Here is a 21,878-nt window from a genome sequence, read left to right on the forward strand (position 1 = left end):
AAGATTTTCAAATCTAAAGGAACTTGTTTCAAAATCACATCATATTCATGCGTTTAGCGAAATTCGAACTTCTAAAATCTAACATCGATTTATTCTTTCTCGATTGTTTGATTTTTAATGACTTGCTGTTCTTTTTCAAAATAAGCAATAATCTCCAATGCAACTTTCAATGCATTTCGTCCATCTTGTAACGAAACTTTAATTGGTGAATTATTCACAATAGAATCTGCAAAGCTTTCTAATTCATCCAAAATTGCATTATTTGGTAAAATTTCTGGATGTTCAAAACAAATTTCTCTACGATCTCCTTTATCGTTTTCCAAAATCATCGCAAATTCACTTGGATTTTCTGGCGCTTTGTGCATTTTAATAATTTCAGTCTTTTTCGTCAAGAAATCAATTGAAATATACGCATTTCGTTGAAAAACACGCATTTTTCGCATATTTTTCATTGACATTCTACTTGTCGAAACATTCACCACACAACCATTTTCAAACTCAATTCGAGCATTTGCAATATCAGGTGTATCACTAATTACCGAAACTCCAGACGAATGAATTGATTTAATTTCTGATTTTACAATCGATAAAATCACATCTAAATCATGAATCATCAAATCTAAAACTACAGGAACATCTGTACCGCGCGGATTAAATTCTGCCAAACGATGCGTTTCAATAAACAATGGTTCTTCGATAAAAGGTGCAGCCGCTGTAAATGCAGGATTAAAACGCTCTACGTGTCCAACTTGCGCTTTCAAACCTTTTTCATTTGTCAATTTCAACAAATGATCTGCCTCTTCTAAGGTATGCGTAACTGGTTTTTCGATGAAAAAATGTTTATTTTTTTCGATCACTTTCAATGCCACTTCATAATGTGATAACGTTGGTGTCACAATATCGACAACATCAACAGCATCAATCAATTCGTCCATCGAACTAAAATATTTATACCCAAATTCAGCTTCAACTTTTTTTCCATTTTCTTCAAAAGAATCAAAGAAGCCAATTAATTCGTATCTTTCCGATTGATTTAATAACTTTAAATGGATTTTTCCAAGGTGCCCAGCACCGATCACTCCTACTTTTAACATTTGGTAGATTTTGCCGTTAAAATTAATGAGAATAAGTTGTATTTAATGCATTTTTGTAAAAATTTTGGAATATGTCTGTAGACGATTTTAAACACAGAGGACGACGCAAAATGTTGGTTGATTTGTTGCGCTCGAAAGGAATTGAAGATGAAAACGTATTGGAAGCTATTAATTTAGTGCCACGACATTTATTTTTAGACAGCGCATTTACGGAATTCGCATATCGCGACGAAGCTTTTCCGATTGCTGCTGGACAAACGATTTCGCATCCGTTTACAGTTGCTTTTCAGACACAATTATTAGACATTCAGCCTAATGAAAAAGTCTTAGAAATCGGAACTGGTTCTGGTTATCAAACTGCTGTTTTGGTTGCTTTGGGTGTTGAAGTTTTTACGATTGAAAGACAAAAAGATTTGTTTGATTTCTCGAAAATCATGTTGAAAAAAATCAATTTCGAGCCACGTTATCAAACGTATGGAGATGGTTACAAAGGTTTACCTTCTTTTGCTCCTTTTGATAAAATTATTGTAACGGCTGGTGCGCCAGAAATTCCAGAAGAATTAAAAAAACAATTGAATATTGGAGGAATAATGGTGATTCCAGTTGGTGAACAATCGCAACGAATGATTGTCATTATGAGATTATCAGAAGATCAATTTGAGCATTACGAATTTGGAGATTTCAAATTTGTACCAATGTTAGAAAGCCGAGATAAATAAAATAAAAAACTCCANNTGGAGTTTTTTATTTTATTTATTAATCATCAATTTTCTTAAAATTTCCGTTTTTATCAAATTTTAATTCAAGTCCATTGTTCAATTTCACTTCAATTTCTTTTCGGTCTCTTTCAATTTTTGTTATTGTAGTATTCGGAAAACTTCTTTTCACATAATTCGAAATTTTAGCTGGAATAAATCCTGTTGGAATAGCATTTCGTTTTCCATCGACTTCTTTCCAAGCTCCGTCTCCATCAAATTCTACTTTTGTTCCATTTGCCAAATACACTTTATATTCTTTCGAAAAATAATCGTCGTCCAACATCACAGAACCAACTTGTTTTACACCAAAATATTTGTTGATAAATTGCTGTCCCATTTTTGGAACTTGGTTATATTTTATTGCTTTATCTTGAGCAAAAGAAATCAACGTTGCACTTAACATGATAACACTTAAAAACTTTTTCATTTTGTTTGATTTTATAATTATTAAGACAAAGTTGCAAAGTGAATTAGGAAAGATTTGGGAATAATTTATTTTTTCAAAATAAATTGATGAAAAGGAAACTCATAATTGTAACGTAACGTCAAATTTTGTTGATTTTTGATAATCGTGTCCACAATCGAAAGCCCCAAGCCATTATTTCCATCACTTGTTCCTTGTTTATAAAAACGACTAAAAATAAGATTCGAATCCAATGTTGCGTTTTTCCCTGTATTCGAAATTATAAATTGATTTGAATCACTTTCTATCTTAATAATTTTCTCATCATTATTATGTTTGATCGCATTTCGAATCAAATTTGAAATTAAAATTCGCGCTAAATCGATATTAAAATCAAGAATAAAATCTGCCTTAAAATTCGTTTCTAATTTAATTTCTTCTGCTTCTAAAATTTCTTCATAATCTTCGATCAAATCTTTTGTCAAAGCTGTAAAATTAACTTCAACATTATTTTTGTATTGATTATTCTCGATTCGAGATAACATTAACAACGATTTATTAAGATTCACCATTCGCCAAAGTGTTTGCTTGGTTTCTACCAAACTCATCACCTCTTTTTCTTTTAAATCTGAATTTTCTATTAGCAAATCAAGTTTGTTTAGCGCAATTGTCAAAGGTGTTTGCAATTCGTGGGAAGCATTTTCGATGAACAATTTTTGTGAATTAAAAACCTCATCATTTCGATTAATCATTCGCTCAATTTCTTTTTGCAAATAAGAAAATTCTTTCACATTCGTTTCGACAAGTTTTGGTTTTTCGTTATTTCCTACTTCATATTTTCTTAATTGAGAAATAATTTGCCCAAAAGGTTTGAAGGCTTTTTTCAATCCAAAATGATTAATCAATAAAATACTAATCAAAATAAAAACATACAACGCAATCAAAGAAATCGATAAATCATAAATCAATTCATCTTCTTCGACTGTTGAGGTTCTTATTTCTAATGAATACGGATGATTTTCTTTGTCATAAAAACCAGTTCTCAATATACGATAAGGTTCCATATCATCATCGTATCCCATGTAAACCAACTCATTCGAAAAGTGATTTCTTTCATCATATTTACTTGGATCAACTTTGGAAATTTTGAATTGACTTAATCCAAATTCGGTTGTATTTAATAAATTCGGATCGCGATAAGCTTCTCGAATAATTTCAATTTTTTGATTCTTTAATCCGTCATCTACATTGTCATAAACTTCATCCAAAATCAAGGAATGAAAAAGAAATGCCCAAATCGCAATAACGATAAGCAACCAAAATGTGAGGTAACGAAATGTATAATTTTTTAGTGATATTTTCATGTTAAATCAACTTATAACCAATCCCATAAACCGCTTGTAAATCGGCTTCAGAATTTGCTTCTTTCATTTTTTTTCTTAGATTTTTTATTTGCGAATAAATAAAATCTAAATTATCAGATAGCTCAATATGATCTCCCCAAACACTTTCTGCTAAAGTTGTTTTCTGAAAAACACGTTCGGGTCTCAACATAAAATAATACAGCAAATCATATTCCTTTCTGTTTAATTTCAGTTCGATATTATTTACTTTTACCAAACGATCTTCGGGAAAAATTTGAATATTTTTATAACTCAAAACATCCTCTCCTTTTTGTAGATTTTTGCGCAAAGCAACTTTAATTCGAGCCAATAATTCAGCAAAATGAAATGGTTTCGCTAAATAATCATCCGCGCCAACCAATAATCCTTCTACTTTATCATCAACCGAATCTTTCGCCGACAAAATAATCACCGAAGTTTCTTTATGAAGATTCTTCAATTCCTTCAACAAAGACATTCCATCACCGTCTGGTAACATCATATCCAATAAAATGCAATCATAATCGAACGAAATTATTTTATCCAAAGCTTGCTGATAATTATCTGCTGTTTCGACAATCATCTTTTCCTTTTCTAAAAACTCAACAATTGTTTCTTGCAATTTTATTTCATCTTCTACGACTAAAATCTTCATAACTTCAGTTTAAATAATTGGTAAAAATAGATAGTAAAATAGGAAAGAATTAGGAAAACTCCTACTTTTATTCTCAAAATTTAAGATTTCAATTTTGAAAAAATATAGCTTTAAAAATGATTATAGCGAAGGTGCTCACCCAGCAATTTTGCAACGATTAATCGATACAAATTTAGAACAAACAATTGGTTACGGCGAAGACGAATTTTGCAATGAAGCAAGAGAGTTCATCAAAAAAAGACTGAAAAAAGATTCAGCAATTCATTTTGTTTCTGGTGGAACACAAGCCAATTTAATTGTAATTTCTTCTATTCTAAAACCACACGAATCTGTAGTTGCAGCCGAAAGCGGGCATATTGCCGTTCACGAAACGGGCGCGATAGAAGCAACAGGACATAAAATAAATACCATTGCGACGGATAATGGAAAAATAACTCCTGAGCAAATTTCGATTATTCTTGCCACACATACGGACGAGCATATGGTAAAGCCAAAATTGGTTTATATTTCTAATTCTACGGAAGTTGGAAGTGTTTATTCAAAAAAGGAATTGCAAAAGCTTTATCATTTTTGCCAAGAAAATAATTTATACCTTTTTGTTGATGGCGCACGTTTAGCTTCTGCTTTAACTTCTTCTAAATGTGATTTAAACTTAGAAGATATGGCAAATTTTGCAGATGTTTTTTACATTGGTGGAACTAAAAATGGTGCACTTTTAGGTGAAGCAATTGTGATAAATAATTTAAAATTGGACGAAGATTTTCGTTATCATATTAAGCAAAAAGGCGGAATGTTAGCGAAAGGACGTTTGATAGGAATTCAATTTTCGGAAATGTTTCGAGATGATTTATTTTTCGAGATGGGAAAACACGCCAATCAAATGGGAGAAAAATTAGCAAATGCTATTTCAGCAAAAGGTCACAACTTTTTGACAGAACCATCTTCCAATCAAATTTTCCCTATTTTACCAAATTCAATTATCGAAAAACTACAACAAGATTTTGAGTTTTATATTTGGCAAAAAATTGATGAAGAAAATTCTGCAATTAGATTAGTCACTTCTTGGACAACACCAGAGGAACAAGTAGAAAATTTTATCAAATTAATATAAAACATAAAAGGATCCATAAATTATTGGATCCTTTTATTTTAATAATAATCTTTCACATTTTTCAAACGCTCTTTCGCGCGTTTATATTCTGCTTTTCTGATTTCTTTTTTACGTTTCATCAAATTTTTATCGTAAGAATAATTACGTTCTATTCCCTTGATATCTCTTTCGTATTCGTCTTCTAAACGCTCTAACCGATCATCAATTCGATCTTTGTAATAATCGTCACGATGAGAATTTGACCATTTATAACGTTGATTATCATTTAAGATTTTATCAATATCACGTTGTAAATTGTAAGAAATCTCTCTTTTTCTTCTACCTTTTTCGTAACCAGATAAATTACGATCTCTTCCAACTCTTTCGAAATCTTTACTTGCTTGTTTTTTTAAAGCAATTATTTTATTTTTTTGACTACTTGATATTCCGTAATAATCAGATCTTTCAATTAAAATATCGACATTTCTATTATTTCCATCATTTGGTCTATTTTGCGCATAACTTGACATTGTAAACAACGCAAAACCAAAAATTAAAAACTTCTTCATATTCTAAACTTTCGTTTAGAATAAGCAAAGTCCGTGCTGAAATGAATAAATTATTAAAATTTATATTTAATCAACAACTAATCAATAAATTAATTAAACCTTAGTTTTTTCTAACGCTTGCAAAATATCTTCGATAATATCCACTTTATCCTCCAAACCGACTGATAAACGAATAGAGCCTGGCCTAATTCCCAAATCTGCACGTTCTGCATCTGATAATTTTGCGTGAGTTGTAGTTGCTGGATGCGTTGCAATCGATCTCGAATCCCCTAAATTAGACGTATATAAAATCATTTCTAATGCATCAATAAATCTGAAAGCACGTTCTTTTCCTCCTTTCACTTCAAATGTTACGATTCCACCCCCGCTTTTCATTTGTTTTTTCGCCAACTCATATTGCGGATGCGATGGTAAAAATGGATATTTTACATCTGCAATTTCAGCATGATTTTCCAAAGCTTCTGCCAACGCCAACGCATTTTCGCAATGACGATCCATACGAAGTGGCAACGTTTCTAAACTTTTAGAAATTGTCCATGCATTAAAAGCTGACATCGCTGGACCTGTATGACGAATAAAAAACATCATTTCGTTGATTAATTCTTCTTCCCCTACAACTACTCCACCCAAAACTCGACCTTGTCCGTCCATATATTTTGTTGCAGAATGAATAGATAAATCAAATCCAAATTGCAAAGGTTGTTGTAAATATGGTGTTGCGAAACAATTGTCAATTGCAAAAATAACATTCGGATGTTTTTCTTTCAATTTTGCCAAAGATTCTAAATCAAATAATTCTAATCCAGGATTTGAAGGCGATTCTAAGAAAACAATTTTTGTATTTGATTGAATTGCTTTTTCCCAATCCTCGATATTTGGCGTTTCTACATATGTATAAGTTACGCCCCAACGCGGAAATAATTGCGTAATTAATTGATGTGTAGAACCAAAAATTGCACGACTCGATACAATATGATCTCCACTTTTTATATACGAAGCAAAAGATGCAAAAACAGCAGCCATTCCCGAAGCAAAAGCTAAACCTGCATCTGCTTTTTCCAAAGCACAAACGCGATTAATAAACTCTGTTGTATTTGGATTTGCATAACGTGAATAAACCATACCTTGCTCTTCTTCTGCAAAAATTGCACGTCCTTGCTCTGCGCTATCAAAAATAAAACTTGATGTTAAATATAATGGAACCGAATGCTCGCGAGTAGCAGATCTTGGCGCTTGCTCACGAATTATCTTAGACTGATCTTTTTTCATAAGAATCAAAGTTAACGATAGTTTTATTAAGCAAAAAGCTTTTAATAAAGTTTTAAACAGAAATTATTTCTGTTTTCAATCGTTGTTTCGATAATTTGACTGTTTCTAAAAAGATTTTTAGAAATATTTCAGAAACGATTTTAAAACTTTCATTTTCATCACGATTAAAAATAATTAAACGAGTAATTATTCCTAAAATATCATTCAAATTTAATCTCTACCTTTGCAGTCTTATATCAATTTATGTCATTCGAAAATTTAGGATTATCACCATATTTATCAAAAGCAATTACAAAACTTGGATTTTTAAAACCTTTTGAAATTCAGACCGAAACAATTCCATCTATTTTAAAAGGAAAAGATGTGATGGGAATTGCAAAAACTGGTTCTGGAAAAACCTTGTGTTTTGTTGCGCCTTTGCTACAAAAAATTCAGCATCAATCGTACGAAAAATCTCGTAATATAAAAGCGTTAATTTTAGTTCCAACACGTGAATTAGCAGTTCAGATTGAACAAACTTTTGCAGGATTACAAACTGCTTTACGTCGCGAAGTACAAACACAAGCTGTTTATGGTGGAACTTCAATTAATCCACAAATGAAGAATTTATATGGAACTGAAGTTTTGATTGCAACTCCTGGTCGTTTATTGGATTTGATGGATCATAATGCGTTATCATTGGATCAATTGCAATATTTGGTGATTGACGAAGCAGACAAAATGTTCCAATTAGGATTTGGAGATGAGATGAACCGAATTTTGAAAAGTGTTCCGAAAAAGAAACAATCAATTCTATTTTCTGCAACTTTGAATGATAAAATTGATGAAATAAAATCTACATTAAGTATTGATCCAATTGTTGTTGAAATCAAAAAACAAGAAATTGATTTGGAACAAATCGAACAAGTTGCTTATAAAGTTGATGCCGAAACAAAAGGTCCTTTTTTACGTTATTTAATCAAATCTGAAAACTTAGAACAAGTTTTGGTTTTTGTTTCTTCGACACGAACTGCAGATAATTTAGTAGAAAAATTAAAAAAGAATAAAATCTCTGCAATGGCGATTCACAGTAAGAAATCCCAAGGCGCTAGAATGGATAATTTGGAAGATTTTAAACTAGGTGATATTAAAGTTTTGGTTGCAACAGATTTGATTGGACGCGGAATTCATATCGAAGGTTTACCAACTGTTATTAATTACGAATTACCTCGTTCGCCTTTAGATTATGTGCACAGAATCGGGCGTACAGGTCGTGCAAATGCAAACGGAAAAGCCATTAGTTTGATTACAGAAGAAGATTTGCATCATTTCAAAATCATTCAGAAAAAAATGGGTAAAAAAGTTGATTTACTTCCAACTGATAATGTGAATTTACACGGATATTAAAATAAGTTTTAAGTTATGAGTAACAAGTTCTAAGTTTTCTCTGAACTCATTACTCATAATTTTTTAATTAAATCAAGTCCAAAGATATTGTCTAAACTCTATTAATTTTTTCAACATTTGATTATCTTCTTCATATTGATTATTTTCTAAATTATCATTATCGAGCTTACGTTTATTCCACCAATTATATAAGTTTTCAATTTCAATTTTTGCATTTTTATGTTCATCATCATACATCCAATCAACATGACTTGTAAATAAATTTTCTTTTTCAATACAATCGCATAAAATCTGAAAACAAGCATGTAAAATAATCACATCCTTATCTAGCCATTCATCGTTTAATGTTTCTATTTTTAGAAGATTCGAAGGTTTCATTATTAATTTATTTTTTCAAAACTTATCACTCATAACTACTAACTCACAACTTCTAGATATGTGGACCAAGCATATTTTTAGGATCAAGGATTTCGTCCAAACGTTCTTTCGACAATAAACCGTGATCTAAGACCAATTGATATACACCTCCTCCTGTTTCTAAAGCTTCTTTCGCAATTTTTGTACTTGCTTTGTAACCAATGTAAGGATTTAAAGCTGTAACAATTCCAATACTATTTTGTACTTCATTTTTCAAATGTTCTGCGTTTGCTGTAATTCCATCCACACATTCAACACGTAGCGTATTCATCGCATTTGTTAAATATTGAATCGATTCCATAATCGAAAAACCAATTATTGGCTCCATTACATTTAATTGTAATTGACCAGCTTCGGCAGCCATTGTTATTGATAAATCATTTCCAATCACTTTAAAACAAACTTGATTCACTACTTCTGGAATTACTGGATTTACTTTCCCTGGCATAATCGAAGATCCTGGTTGTTTTGGAGGTAAATTAATCTCGAACAAACCTGTTCTCGGACCAGATGTTAACAAACGTAAATCATTACAAATTTTCGACAACTTCACACAAAGACGTTTCAAAGCTGATGAATAATCCACAAACGAGCTTGTATCCGAAGTTGCTTCAACTAAATTATCAGCCAACGAAACATCTTCATTCATGATTTCAGCTATTTTAGTTGTACACAATTGTGCATAACCTGGAACAGCATTCAATCCAGTTCCAATTGCAGTTGCACCCATATTAATTACTAATAATTCGGCAGCAATTCGGTTTAAATTATCAACTTCTTTATGTAATGTATTCGAAAAACCTTCAAACTCTTGCCCAAGCGTCATTGGAACTGCATCTTGCAATTGCGTACGTCCCATTTTTATAACATTACCAAATTGTTTCCCTTTTTTATCAAGTGCCTCATACAACGAAGTTAATGCCTCAACCAAAGGTTTATTCATATTAAATAATGCTAATTTCAAAGCAGATGGATAGGCATCATTCGTAGATTGCGAAAGGTTTACATGATCATTTGGCGAACAAAATTGATACTCTCCTTTTTGTTTTCCTAAATACTCCAAAGCAATATTTGCAATTACTTCATTTGCATTCATATTTGTAGAAGTTCCCGCACCACCTTGTATCATATCGATTGGAAATTGCTCTGTATATTTACCAGCTATTAACTCATTCGAAGCAAAAGAAATCGCATCAAATAATTCTTTCGATAAAATTCCTAATTCGTGATTGGCTTGCGCTGCTCCTAATTTCACAACACCAAGCGCTTTTACAAATTCGGGATAATGTGACAAATAGTTATTGGAAATTTTGAAATTATTAATGGCACGTTGCGTTTGCACACCATAATAAGCCGTTTCAGGAATTTGTAATTCTCCTAATAAATCAGACTCCGTTCTCATTTTATTTATTGTTTGTTATTGACAATTAAAGGTAAGGAATAATCTAGTATCTTTTTGAAAAGCATTTTTCCAAAAAATTTAAAAAATCTATATCTTTAAAACATTAACACAAAAGAGATGAAAGCAGCTCGTTATTATTCATTAGACGTTTTTCGTGGCGCAACTGTTGCGTTGATGATTTTGGTAAATAATCCAGGAACTTGGTCGGCTATGTTCGATCCTTTGGAGCATGCAGAATGGCACGGATGCACACCAACAGATTTGGTTTTTCCTTTCTTTTTGTTTGCCTTAGGAAATGCAATGGCTTTTATGATTCCAAAATTACAACAACAACCTCAACAAATTTTCTGGCAAAAAGTAATAAAACGAACAATTCTAATTTTCGGAATTGGATTATTCATCAATTGGTGGCCATTTTTCAAGTGGGATAATAATGAACTTATTTTCAAAGCATGGAAAGATTCAGAAGAAAGCGGAATCCGAATAATGGGCGTTTTACAACGAATTGCAATTGCTTATTTTTTCGCTTCGGTGATTGCTTTTTATTTTAAACAAAAACAAGTTTTATTGATAAGTTGTGCGATTCTTCTACTTTATTGGGTTTTAACTTTCGGACTTGGAACTTCTACCCCTTATTCATTAGAAGGTTTTATCGGAACTAAAATTGATAATCAATTGCTTGGTTTAGCGCATATTTACAAAGGAGAAGGAGTACCGTTTGATCCCGAAGGAATTTTCAGTACAATTTCTACTATTCCACAGGTTTTATTTGGGTATTTGGTTGGTGATTATATTCAGAAACAAGGAAATATCAATTGGTTGAATCGTCCTTTACCAAAAACTGACAATCCGCAATATAAAATGTTAGCTGGCTTATTTGTTTTAGGAACAATTGCGTTGACAATTGGTTACGTTTGGCAATGGGATTTTCCGTACAATAAAAAGATTTGGAGCAGTTCTTATGTTTTCAACACAACTGGTTTAGCAATTTTGACAATTGGATCAATGATTTGGTTCATCGAAATTTTAGGCATCAAAAATGGTTTCATGAAATTCTTTGATGTTTTTGGAAAAAATCCTTTATTCATCTTTGTTTTGAGCGGATTATTACCTCGATTATTAGGTTTAATCAGAATTGAAGCTGGTTTAAACGACAAAAGAGAAATCAAATTCATTTCACCATTGGGTTGGTTCTACGAAAATGTTTGCGCTAAAATTCCTGGAATTCCAGAAATTGGTTCATTTGTTTATTCGCTAATTTTCTTAGCTTTCTTTTGGTGGTTAGCTTATTTATTAGATAAAAAGAAGATTTATATTAAAGTTTAAAAGTCTTGAGTAGTAAATTATAAGTTTTTAGAAGAGATGTCTCGATTCCTCGACATGACATTAATTATCAGCCTAGATTGGATTTTCTTGTCATGTTGAGCGAGTCAAACGATGTAGAAACATCTAATATTTAGAAAACAATCTTACTTATAAAAATTATTTCTAAACCTTCTTATAAACAGCATAAAACTGATAAAAGTGCTGAATATTTTCAACATCAAAAATAATTTGTTTCCATTGATTTAATTCCAAAATCAATTGATTTTCGTGTTGAGTAAACTTCCCAACAAAAATTTCATCATCATTCAAATACAAACCAAACTTATCATTTACCAAATGTAAATTTTCCACTTCCAAATGTTCAAAAAATAAAATAGACGATTCTTCTTCTGTAAAATCGATAGGTGAAGCGATACCCGAAGAATATTCTAACGCAATAAACTGATGCGAATTATAGATTGGAAAGTAAATCGACGGATAATTTTCTATATTAGAAAATAATTCTTTTTTTAACTGAATTATTTCTCGTGATAAAAAAGGAATCGCGCTCAAATTTTTAACATTTCGTAACATATCAGCTTCCTCAAAATAGTTATCAAAGTGTAATATTTCGTTAACTGTTAAGTTTTTTTCGATCAAATGACTTATTGGAATGCTAAAATATTTAGCAATTTGAGAAATTGTTTCAATTCGTGGCTCTGCACGTTTTTCTTCATAAGATGAAATATTCCCTCTACTAACTTCGAACAAATCAGCAAAAGCCTGTTGAGTTAAGTTCTTAACTTGTCTTAATTTCTTTATATTTTCACCTATTTTTGTCATTATTTAAAATTTTAACACTTTTATTTGCTAATTATTTTAGCAAATTGTTTAATTTTATGGAAACAAATTACAAAAAACACTAATAACAACAAAATGAATTATTTTTCGAAGATTGAAAATTTTATTCAAAACATCAATTACACCATCACTTACAAAGACGAAAAAGAGGGTGTTTTTATGATTGAAAATTTATTGGATGGTGTTCAAAATCTGATTGTAGGAATTGCACCACCTGTTATCATTTTCGAGTTGTATTTATTTACAATTACAAATGATAATCTGGAAATGCTAAAAGCGTTGTTGATGAAAAATCGCGATATCATTCATGGTGCTTTTGCAATAACAGAAGACGGAAAAAAAGTTATTTATCGTTACACACTTCAAATTGCGAATCTTGATCAAAACGAATTTGAAGCAACGTTAAATTCTTTGAGCTTATTGATGAGCGAATATTCTGCTCAATTAATCGAATTTTCTAAACAATAAAACAATATCACTATGAATATTTTCAAACGTATTTTTAGAATTGGACAAGCGGAAATACATTCGGTTGTCGAAAAAATGGAAGACCCAATCAAAATGACAGAACAAGGAATTCGCGAAATGCGCGACGATCTTAATCAATCATTAGAGGCTTACGCAAAGGTAAAAGCAATGGCAATTCGTTCGCAAAATAGCGTCGACAAAAAGAAAGAAGAAGCTGCAGATTATGAACGAAAAGCAATTCTTTTGTTAGAAAAAGCTGAGCGAAATGAAATTACAATTGAACAAGCCGAAAATTTAGCGAAAGAAGCTTTGAGCTTAAAAAATCAATTGTTAGAAGAAATTACTGAATTAGAAAATCAAGTGATTATTCATGAAAAATCTGCAAATGAAGTGCACAAAAACGTTGAGGTTCTTAAATTCAACATTAATAAATGGGAAAATGAATTAACAACATTAAAAGCTCGTGTAAAAGTTGCTGATGCCACAAAACAAGTAAACAAACAAATGGCAAAAATTGATGCGAATAGCACAATTAGCATGTTAGAACGCATGAAAGCCAAAGTAGAAGAAGACGAAGCACTTGCACAAGCTTACGGAAGTTTAGCGGACAATTCGAAAACCGCTGATGACGAAATTAACGAAACCTTGAAAGGTGATTTGATTCAAAATGAATTAGAAGCTTTAAAGCTAAAAATTCAGTCGAAAAATCAAGAATAAATCACTTTTTATAGTGAATTATTTCTATAAAATTTTTAGTAAATTAATCTCTTTTAAAAAATCAAAACTATGGCATCTAAATATGAATACAAAACAATAGAAATAATGCCTAACGCTGGCTTATTTTCTATCAAAATAGATAAAACATTTTTGGATGATTTACTAAATAAATATGGAAATGAAGGCTGGGAATTAATCACTTCCACTCCGCTTTCCATCAACAGCACAACGAAAATTATTTATTATACATTCAGAAGAGCTATTTAACATTAAAAATTAACACTAAATGACCGAAATTTTAGACCTTCTTTTTAATCCATTGGCCAACGGAATTATGACCATTTTGATGGGATTTTCTCTTGTCTATTGGGTATTTCAACTGTTAGCTGGTGACGGAATTGATCTTGGAACAGATTCTGATTTTCATATCGGAGACATCAATGATGTTGATGCCCACCACGAAATTGACGCTGATCACGATGCTGATGCAGACGTGCATCACGAACCAGGTTTTTGGGCAAAATGTTTAGAATTCATCAATGTTGGTAAAGTTCCGTTAATGGTGATTATTACTTTGTTCAAATTTATCAGTTGGGTGATTACCATTATTTCTTCGATTGTTTTTGGATTAAGCAAATTAGGATTGTATTCAGTTTTAATCTTAATTCCGGTTTTCATCATCGCTTATTTTATGATGCATTGGATCACTAAACCATTAGTTAAAATGTATTCAGAATTAGGTTATCATGGAGAAGAAGAAACTGATTTTATCGGAAGAGTCGGAAAATCAAAATCTAAAATCACAGGAGATAAAATAGGCTCTGCGGAATTTCAAATCGAGAAAGATATTATTACGCTTAACATCAAAAGTCAAAATGGCGAAGAAATTAATTTTGGAGATACCATTATTATCACCGACGAATCGCCTTCAAATCATTATTATTTCGTCATCAAACATATAACCTTAAACAACATTTAACACTATTATGACACTAATATTTCAACTTACTTCGTTTCTTATCGAAGAAATTTTAATCTTAATTATTCACTAAATCAATCAAAATATAATAAAAATCTCATGACAAATTTTATTCTTTTAGCAGTTGGTGTTATCGTTTTCATCTTTATTGCTTTCATCGTCGTTTTAAGCGTTTTCTATAAAAAAGTTCCGCAAGGAAAAGCCATCGTTCGTACTGGTGTTGGTGGATCGCAAGTAGCTTTCAACAAAGGAATGTATGTAATTCCTGTTTTCCACAAAATGGAAATTATGGACATTTCGATTAAGAAAATTGATATTACTCGTCAACAACACGATGGTTTAATTTGTAAAGACAACATTCGTGCAGATATCAAAGTTGCATTTTTTGTTCGCGTTAATAAATCGGTGAATGATGTAATCAATGTTGCACAAAACTTAGGAACAGAACGAGCATCAGAACCAGAAACATTAAAAAGTATTTTCGAAGCAAAATTCTCAGAAGCTTTAAAAACAGTTGGAAAAAAATTCGATTTTATCGAATTATACGAAGCTCGTCGCGAATTTAGAGATGAAATTTTAAATATCATCGGAACAGACTTGAATGGATATATTTTAGATGACTGTGCGATTGATTATTTAGAACAAACTGAATTACAATTCTTGAGCCCTGATAATATTTTAGATTCGGAAGGTATTAAAAAAATCACGGAATTAACGGCTCAACAAAATATGAACGCCAACTTAATTCGTCGTGAAGAAGAAAAAGTAATCAAAAAACAAAACGTTGAAGCGCGCGAAGCAATCTTAGAATTAGAGCGACAATTAGCCGAAAAAGAAGAGCGTCAACGCAGAGAAATCGAAAATATAAAAGCGCGCGAAGAGGCAGAAATTGCAAAAGTTCGCGAAGAAGAACGTCTAAAAGCTGAATCTGTTCGTATTACAACAGAAGAGCAATTGGCGGTACAAGAAGAAAATAAATTGCGTCAAATTATTATCGCAGAAAAAAATAAAGTTCGTACTGATGCAATCGAAACGGAACGCGTTGAAAAAGATCGTGCATTAGAGCAAACAGAACGTGAGCGAATTGTGACTTTAGCTCAGATTGATAAAGAAAGGTCTATCGAAGTTGAGAAGAAAAATATTCAAGGCGTTATCAAAGAACGCGTTCTTTTAGAAAAAGGCGTGATTGAAGAGCAACAAGGTGTGAAAGATGTTGAAGTTTACCGTGAAGTTGAGCGTCAGAAACAAGCCGGAATTATTGCTGCATCGCAAGAAGCGGAAGAGCGTTTAATCGAAACTGTAAAAGCTGCGGAAGCGGCAAAAATTGCGGCAGAGCAAGAAGCTGCTCGTCAAGTTATCGAAGCAGATGCACAAAAACAAGTTGCAGAACGCAAAGCGCAAGAGTTATTAATTGATGCGGAAGCTAAAAAAGAAGCTTCTGCAAAAGAAGCTGAAGCTCGTAAAATAATTGCTGAAGCACAAGCAAAAGAAGAAGCTGCAATTGGTCTATCTGAAGCAGAAGTAATGGTTGCAAAAGCAGAAGCAGAAGAAAAACAAGGAACTGTAGAAGCATCTGTTATCGAGAAAAAAGCAGAAGCGTTACGTAAAGAAGGCTTAGCACAAGCAGAAGTTGTTCGTGAAAAAGCATTAGCAGAAGCAAAAGGAATTGAAGAAAAAGCAGAAGCTATGAAGAAACTGGACGGTGTTGGAAAAGAGCACGAAGAGTTCAAACTTCAATTACAAAAAGAAAAAGATATCGAATTGGCTCATATCAACATTCAAAAAGATATTGCTGGAGCCCAAGCTGAGGTGTTATCAAATGCATTGAAATCTGCGAAAATTGACATTGTTGGTGGAGAAACAATGTTCTTCGAAAATATTGTGAAACAAGTTTCGAATGCAAAAGGTTTCGATCATTTAATCGACAATTCGAAACATGCAACAGATATCAAAAATGCATTGATTGACGAAGATGGCGGAAGCGATTTAGCTGGAAAAGTGAGAAGTCTTGCCGATAAATATGGCATTTCATCAAACGACATCAAAAACTTAACAATTACTGCGGCATTAATTAAATTACAGCAAGCTGCTTCTGCTTCTGGAAACAGCGAAGACACAGGATTTATAAATTCTCTTTTCGGAATTGCGAATCAGTTAGGTGTTTCAAATAAAAAAATAGGTTAATCCATTAAACAATAATAGAGTGATTGAATCTATTCGTTTCAATCGCTCTTAATTACAGTTTAATCACCTTCTAGATTTTAATTTAATGCAAGAAGAAAAAAATATTAACGTTACCGAAACGCTTGATGCAGGCGCGTACGAAATCATCCGAAAAAGACTTCTTACACAAAAAGATTTTCTTTCGGAAAGATTAACGAAATTGAATGATGCTCGAAAAGAAGTCTTCAATTCTACCAATTTTGCATTAAGCGCAAACCAAAGAATTACGACAGAAAATACATGCGTCGCACGTGGAATTATCGCGTTCGATAAATTGTGTATTTTTGGTTACAACGTGCATTTCGGTTTACGCACAGACATTCAGTTGAGCGATGTTTTTAGTATTTATCTGTTTCAAGAAAATCAATTTATTCCTCAACCTCTCGACTTAATAAACGATCAGAATTTCTTTACAGATTTTCAGAATTTATATAAATATTACCGCGATTCTATCTTTTCTAAATTTCGTAGAACAGATAATTATCTATACATGGTTTTCCAAACCAGTAAAAGCGCACAAGATTTGAAAGCGTTTAAATGGTTAATCAAAGACGGAAAATTAATTTATCAAGATGATCGCAGCATTCACGAAGTAAAAAAAGCAGATCAATTTGATTTTGAATGGCAAAAAACTTCTATCGATGATCGTCGATTAGGAAAGTTTCCACATATTTCTATTTTAGATAAGATTTTTATCGAAGCAATTGGTGGTGATATTACTTTTAAAATTGAAGATAATACGGATTCAGGAAAAGGAATTTTCACTGAAAAAGTGACACATTTAGATCAACAATTAGACGATGCCGAATATTATTATGCCGATTTAGGAAATCTAATTGCGGTTAAAATAAAACCGTTTCAAGAAGATTTCAGAGCCTATATTTACAATGTTCGCACCAAAGAAGTTATCAACATTCCTGCACTTTTAGATGCAGCAGTTCTGTTACCCGATAATCAAGGTTTAATTTTTTCGAATGGTTATTATTTACAAAACGGAACGTATCATCTTTTCGATAATAATAATTTAGAGCATTTTCAATTTTTCCGTCGTGTAAATTCTCCGAACGGAGAAGATTTTATGTACATTTTCAATCAAGATGAAACCAATACATACATTCTTTTATCGTACAATATCATTCAACAAACTGTGGAAACACCTATAGTTTGTAATGGTTTTACGATTTTTAAAGATGGAAGTTTAATTTATTTCCGCACCGAAGAAGAAGCGACAAGACATCATCAAGTTCAAATTTGGCAAACACCTTATGTTGAACGTTTGATTGAAAATACAGAGAAAACAAATCATCCATTATATAAAATTGGGAACAAAGACATTGTGAAAGCAATGGCTGAATCTCAGGAGGTTATTCAATTAATCAACAAAGAAGATTCGTACGAAGGTTTATACGAGGACATTGTAAAAAAAGCGAATAATATTGTAGATGGCTATTTTTGGATTAATGATCAAGAGACTTTTGAGCTTGCTGTTCCTTTATTAGAAATAAAAACAGTTGCCAATACAGCGATTGATGAATTTGCTAAAGTTCAAATTCAGAAAAAATTTGCGCAAGAAACCTTAGAAAAAACGGAAGAATCGATTGAAGAAATCGTTTTCAAAGTAAATAGCACAACGTACAATCAATTGGATTTATTGGTTGAACATTTAGCTGAGGCTCGTAAAATTCAAGGAAAAGTTATTGATTTACGTTCAATTCGCTACATCAATTTAGAGCGTGTTCAAGAATTAGAAAACCGATTGCAAGAGGTAAACGAAAATTTATCAACCAAAACAATTGAGTTTCTTTTATTGGATGAAGCACTAATTCCATACGAAGAAAAAGTTGCTGAACAGAAAAACTTAGTAGCTTCTATCGAAAAAGTCATTGATGCGAAAGTTATCGAAGAAGCTTGTCTTAAAATTGCTTCCGAATTAGAATTATTGATTGATATTCTGAACAGTTTAAAAATTGAAGACGCTACACAAACGACAAAAATTATTGAGAAAATTTCTGTCATTTTTGCTTCGCTTAACGAAGTTCGTGCGCAATTAACACGTCAAACTTCTGATTTAAAAAGTAAAGAAGCGGTTGCCGAATTTTCTGCTCAAATTACGTTATTGGAACAAAGTGTAGTCAATTTTTTAGAGTTATCAACAACTGCCGAAAAAACAGAAGAATACAATACAAAAATTATTGTTCAGCTCGAAGAATTAGAAAGTAAATTTTCAGATTTTGATGATTTCGCTTTAAAAATTGCAGATAAACGCGACGAAATTATCAAAGCGTTCAATTCGAAGCGCGAACAATTGGTTGAACAAACCAACAAACGCACCAATTCATTAGAGCAAATTGGTTTGCGCGTCTTGAAAAATATCGAAAACAAATCCAAAACTTTTTCAGAAAAAGAAGAAATTTTAGCGTTTTATTCTTCGGATTTAATGATTGACAAAATGCGTCAAATTATTCAAGAATTAAAGGATTTGAAAGATGTTTCGAAAGCCGAAAATCTTGAAAACCTCTTGAAAAAATCGCAAGAAGATACGCTTCGCGTTTTACGAGATAAAACCGAACTTTTTGTTGATGGACAAAATATTATTGCGCTCGGACAAAATAAATTTACGGTCAATACGCAGCAATTAGCGCTGACTTTAATGAATCGTAACAACGAATTATTTTATCATTTAACAGGAACAAGTTTCTATCAAAAAGTTAAAAACGAAGAAATTTATCGTTATCAAGATATTTGGAATCAAGAATTTGTTTCGGAAAATCAATTGGTTTATCGCGCTGAATATTTGGCTTATCAAGCTTTTTTAGCGAGAAATGAAAAAGATTTCGATGCTGAAAAATTCATCAATCAAATCATTGAACAAAATTATTCGGAAGGTTATATAAAAGGTGTGCATAATTTTGACGCACTTCGAATTTTCACTGAATTAGTGCACGTCAATTCTAAATTAGATGTGTTGCAATTTGATGCTCAAACACGCACAACTGCTCAAGTTTTTTGGCATTCTTTAGAAAATAATTTGCAAGAAAAATTGAATGCGATGATTAATTCTGCTCAATTAATTTTGAAAAATTTTCCGAATTCAAATCGTTTTGAAAACATTCTAAATGAAATCAAATCGCTTTTTGAAAATTGGGAAACAGAATGGGATAAATCACAAACATCATCAGAAAAAGTTTCTCACTATTTATTTACAACTTTCACGAAATATCAAGCTTTTTCAATGAGTAGAGAAGCTGAAAAATTTCAAAAAGAGTTTGTAAATTATTTAGAACAAAATAAAAATTCGGAAGATTTTAATGCATTGATTGAAGATCAACAATTTTCTTCTACCGAAAAATTTTACTTGATCGAAAACTGGATTCATTCATTTATAGATGAAAACGAAAATTATTCGTCATATAGAAATGTGATGAATGAAGTAGCAACAATACTTTTATTTTCGAAAGATCAATATCATATAAATGATGGAAATTCTGTCATCAAAATTGAAGATTTGAAAGGAAATCATGCGGTAATTGTTGACGGAATTTACACACAAAATTATCATGAAATCATTTCAAAATTAGAGCATTTTTCAACTGTTGATGTTCCAAATTTTAAATCATTCCAAAAGCTGAAAGAAGAAATTTCGAAAACTTACGAGAAAGATTTAAAAATCGCAGAATTTGAACCAAAAGTTTTGACTTCATTTGTCCGAAATAAATTAATCAACGAAGTTTATTTTCCTTTAATCGGAAATAATTTAGCCAAACAATTAGGAACAGCAGGCGAAAACAAACGCACCGCTCGTATGGGAATGTTGTTATTAATTTCTCCGCCAGGTTATGGAAAAACAACCTTGATGGAATATTTAGCCAAAACAATGGGCTTGCATTTTGTGAAAGTGAATGGACCAACAATTGGACATAACATTACGTCAATCGATCCAATCGAAGCCAAAACTTCTGGAGAAAGAGAAGAATTGAAAAAGATCAATCTTTCGTTTGAAATGGCGGATAATGTAATGTTGTACTTGGATGATATTCAGCATTTGAGTGCAGAATTTTTACAGAAATTTATTTCATTAGCCGATGGACAGCGAAAAATTGATGGAATTTTTGAAGGAGAAAGTAAAACCTACGATTTACGTGGAAAACGTTTTTGTATTGTAATGGCTGGAAATCCATATACGGAAAGCGGTTCTAAATTTCAGATTCCGGATATGTTGGCCAATCGTGCTGATGTGTATAATTTGGGTGATGTAATTGGTGATACGGAAACGTTGTTCAACTTGAGTTTGATTGAAAATGCGACAGGCGATAATCCATATTTGGATAAAATTGCTTCGAAAAGTTTGACAGATTTTTACAAGTTAACAAATTTTGTAACCGAAAATCAAGAACAACTTCCAGATTTGGAAGGCAATTATTTGAAACAAGAAATTGATGATTTTATTGCTGTTTTGAAACATGTAATTAAGATTAGAAATGTAGTCGTAAAAGTCAATCAAAATTATATTACAAGTGCGGCAATGCAAGATGATTACAGAACTGAACCGCCTTTCAAGATGCAAGGTTCGTACAGAAATATGTCAAAATTAGTTTCGAAAATTGTTCCGATGATGAACGAAAAAGAAATTAATGAAACGATTTTGGCGCATTACGAAAGTGAATCGCAAACGTTGACAACCGACACAGAATCGAATCTTTTGCGTTTAAAAGAAATTGCAGATTTGATGACTTCTGAAGAAAAAGAACGTTGGGAAACGATAAAAGCAACGTTTGTCAAAAATAATAAGCACGGCGGCTTGAATAAAGACGATAAAGTTTTTTCTCAACTGCTCGAATTCAATGAAAATTTGGAAGGAATTATCCAAGCAATCTTGAAAAAATAAACTAAAAGCCGCTCA

General features: G+C 31.9%; 19 protein-coding genes. 10 read left to right on the forward strand and 9 right to left on the reverse strand.

What is annotated here, in order from left to right; genetic code table 11:
• Positions 1–89: 89 nt before the first annotated feature.
• On the reverse strand, positions 90–1,094 hold the full coding sequence (locus tag B4L98_RS00005; protein ID WP_114997742.1) for a Gfo/Idh/MocA family protein: 1,005 nt from the start codon (positions 1,092–1,094) through the stop codon (positions 90–92).
• 71 nt (positions 1,095–1,165) lie between these two features.
• Between B4L98_RS00005 and B4L98_RS00010 the strand changes: the two genes are divergently transcribed.
• Positions 1,166–1,813, forward strand: a complete 648-nt coding sequence (locus tag B4L98_RS00010; RefSeq protein ID WP_038332579.1) for a protein-L-isoaspartate(D-aspartate) O-methyltransferase — start codon at positions 1,166–1,168, stop codon at positions 1,811–1,813.
• Between the two features lie 37 nt (positions 1,814–1,850).
• On the opposite strand, the gene B4L98_RS00015 is transcribed toward B4L98_RS00010, so the two are convergent.
• From B4L98_RS00015 to B4L98_RS00025, 3 genes are all read right to left on the reverse strand, one after another.
• Positions 1,851–2,279: a PepSY-like domain-containing protein gene (locus tag B4L98_RS00015; protein ID WP_114997745.1), complete on the reverse strand. Its 429-nt coding sequence runs from the start codon at positions 2,277–2,279 to the stop codon at positions 1,851–1,853.
• A 65-nt stretch (positions 2,280–2,344) separates the two neighbouring features.
• The gene (locus B4L98_RS00020; protein WP_221854498.1) at positions 2,345–3,619 is read right to left on the reverse strand and encodes a sensor histidine kinase; all 1,275 of its coding nucleotides are present in this window, start codon (positions 3,617–3,619) and stop codon (positions 2,345–2,347) included.
• Position 3,620: 1 nt separating this feature from the next.
• Positions 3,621–4,292: a response regulator transcription factor gene (locus B4L98_RS00025; RefSeq protein ID WP_221854497.1), complete on the reverse strand. Its 672-nt coding sequence runs from the start codon at positions 4,290–4,292 to the stop codon at positions 3,621–3,623.
• A gap of 94 nt (positions 4,293–4,386) precedes the next feature.
• On the opposite strand from B4L98_RS00025, the gene B4L98_RS00030 reads away from it, so the two are divergent.
• Positions 4,387–5,403, forward strand: a complete 1,017-nt coding sequence (locus tag B4L98_RS00030; RefSeq protein ID WP_286495895.1) for a threonine aldolase family protein — start codon at positions 4,387–4,389, stop codon at positions 5,401–5,403.
• A 38-nt stretch (positions 5,404–5,441) separates the two neighbouring features.
• Here B4L98_RS00030 and B4L98_RS00035 read toward each other — a convergent pair whose 3' ends face one another.
• Positions 5,442–5,951, reverse strand: a complete 510-nt coding sequence (locus tag B4L98_RS00035) for a hypothetical protein (RefSeq protein ID WP_286495893.1) — start codon at positions 5,949–5,951, stop codon at positions 5,442–5,444.
• 93 nt (positions 5,952–6,044) lie between these two features.
• Complete coding sequence (locus tag B4L98_RS00040; RefSeq protein ID WP_286495892.1) at positions 6,045–7,220, reverse strand: trans-sulfuration enzyme family protein; 1,176 nt, start codon at positions 7,218–7,220, stop codon at positions 6,045–6,047.
• 243 nt (positions 7,221–7,463) lie between these two features.
• Between B4L98_RS00040 and B4L98_RS00045 the strand changes: the two genes are divergently transcribed.
• Positions 7,464–8,606: a DEAD/DEAH box helicase gene (locus B4L98_RS00045; RefSeq protein WP_286495891.1), complete on the forward strand. Its 1,143-nt coding sequence runs from the start codon at positions 7,464–7,466 to the stop codon at positions 8,604–8,606.
• A gap of 72 nt (positions 8,607–8,678) precedes the next feature.
• On the opposite strand, the gene B4L98_RS00050 is transcribed toward B4L98_RS00045, so the two are convergent.
• A complete protein-coding gene (locus B4L98_RS00050) occupies positions 8,679–8,984 on the reverse strand; it encodes a hypothetical protein (RefSeq protein ID WP_114997765.1) in 306 nt (101 codons plus the stop codon).
• A 52-nt stretch (positions 8,985–9,036) separates the two neighbouring features.
• A complete protein-coding gene (aspA, locus tag B4L98_RS00055; protein WP_114997768.1) occupies positions 9,037–10,434 on the reverse strand; it encodes an aspartate ammonia-lyase in 1,398 nt (465 codons plus the stop codon).
• 108 nt (positions 10,435–10,542) lie between these two features.
• Here aspA and B4L98_RS00060 point away from each other — a divergent pair, with 108 nt between their 5' ends.
• Positions 10,543–11,751 carry an acyltransferase family protein gene (locus B4L98_RS00060; protein ID WP_286495890.1) on the forward strand — a complete coding sequence of 403 codons (1,209 nt, stop codon included), beginning with the start codon at positions 10,543–10,545 and terminating at the stop codon, positions 11,749–11,751.
• A gap of 162 nt (positions 11,752–11,913) precedes the next feature.
• Here B4L98_RS00060 and B4L98_RS00065 read toward each other — a convergent pair whose 3' ends face one another.
• Positions 11,914–12,573 (reverse strand): helix-turn-helix domain-containing protein, encoded by a 660-nt coding sequence (locus B4L98_RS00065; protein WP_286495889.1) that lies wholly within the window; start codon positions 12,571–12,573, stop codon positions 11,914–11,916.
• A gap of 93 nt (positions 12,574–12,666) precedes the next feature.
• On the opposite strand from B4L98_RS00065, the gene B4L98_RS00070 reads away from it, so the two are divergent.
• The 6 genes from B4L98_RS00070 (at position 12,667) to B4L98_RS00095 (ending at position 21,863) form a co-directional block, all read left to right on the forward strand.
• Positions 12,667–13,059: a YbjN domain-containing protein gene (locus B4L98_RS00070; RefSeq protein WP_219034890.1), complete on the forward strand. Its 393-nt coding sequence runs from the start codon at positions 12,667–12,669 to the stop codon at positions 13,057–13,059.
• A 12-nt stretch (positions 13,060–13,071) separates the two neighbouring features.
• The gene (locus tag B4L98_RS00075; RefSeq protein WP_125350044.1) at positions 13,072–13,776 is read left to right on the forward strand and encodes a PspA/IM30 family protein; all 705 of its coding nucleotides are present in this window, start codon (positions 13,072–13,074) and stop codon (positions 13,774–13,776) included.
• A 69-nt stretch (positions 13,777–13,845) separates the two neighbouring features.
• Complete coding sequence (locus B4L98_RS00080) at positions 13,846–14,043, forward strand: DUF4177 domain-containing protein (protein WP_125350043.1); 198 nt, start codon at positions 13,846–13,848, stop codon at positions 14,041–14,043.
• Positions 14,044–14,062: 19 nt separating this feature from the next.
• On the forward strand, positions 14,063–14,755 hold the full coding sequence (locus tag B4L98_RS00085; protein ID WP_125350042.1) for an OB-fold-containig protein: 693 nt from the start codon (positions 14,063–14,065) through the stop codon (positions 14,753–14,755).
• A 99-nt stretch (positions 14,756–14,854) separates the two neighbouring features.
• The gene (locus B4L98_RS00090) at positions 14,855–16,939 is read left to right on the forward strand and encodes a flotillin family protein (protein ID WP_221856601.1); all 2,085 of its coding nucleotides are present in this window, start codon (positions 14,855–14,857) and stop codon (positions 16,937–16,939) included.
• An 85-nt stretch (positions 16,940–17,024) separates the two neighbouring features.
• Positions 17,025–21,863 carry a DNA repair ATPase gene (locus tag B4L98_RS00095; RefSeq protein WP_291077204.1) on the forward strand — a complete coding sequence of 1,613 codons (4,839 nt, stop codon included), beginning with the start codon at positions 17,025–17,027 and terminating at the stop codon, positions 21,861–21,863.
• The last annotated feature ends 15 nt before the right edge of the window (positions 21,864–21,878 follow it).

It is taken from the genome of Empedobacter sp. UBA5528 (assembly GCF_002426075.1).
Classification (GTDB): domain Bacteria; phylum Bacteroidota; class Bacteroidia; order Flavobacteriales; family Weeksellaceae; genus Empedobacter; species Empedobacter falsenii_B.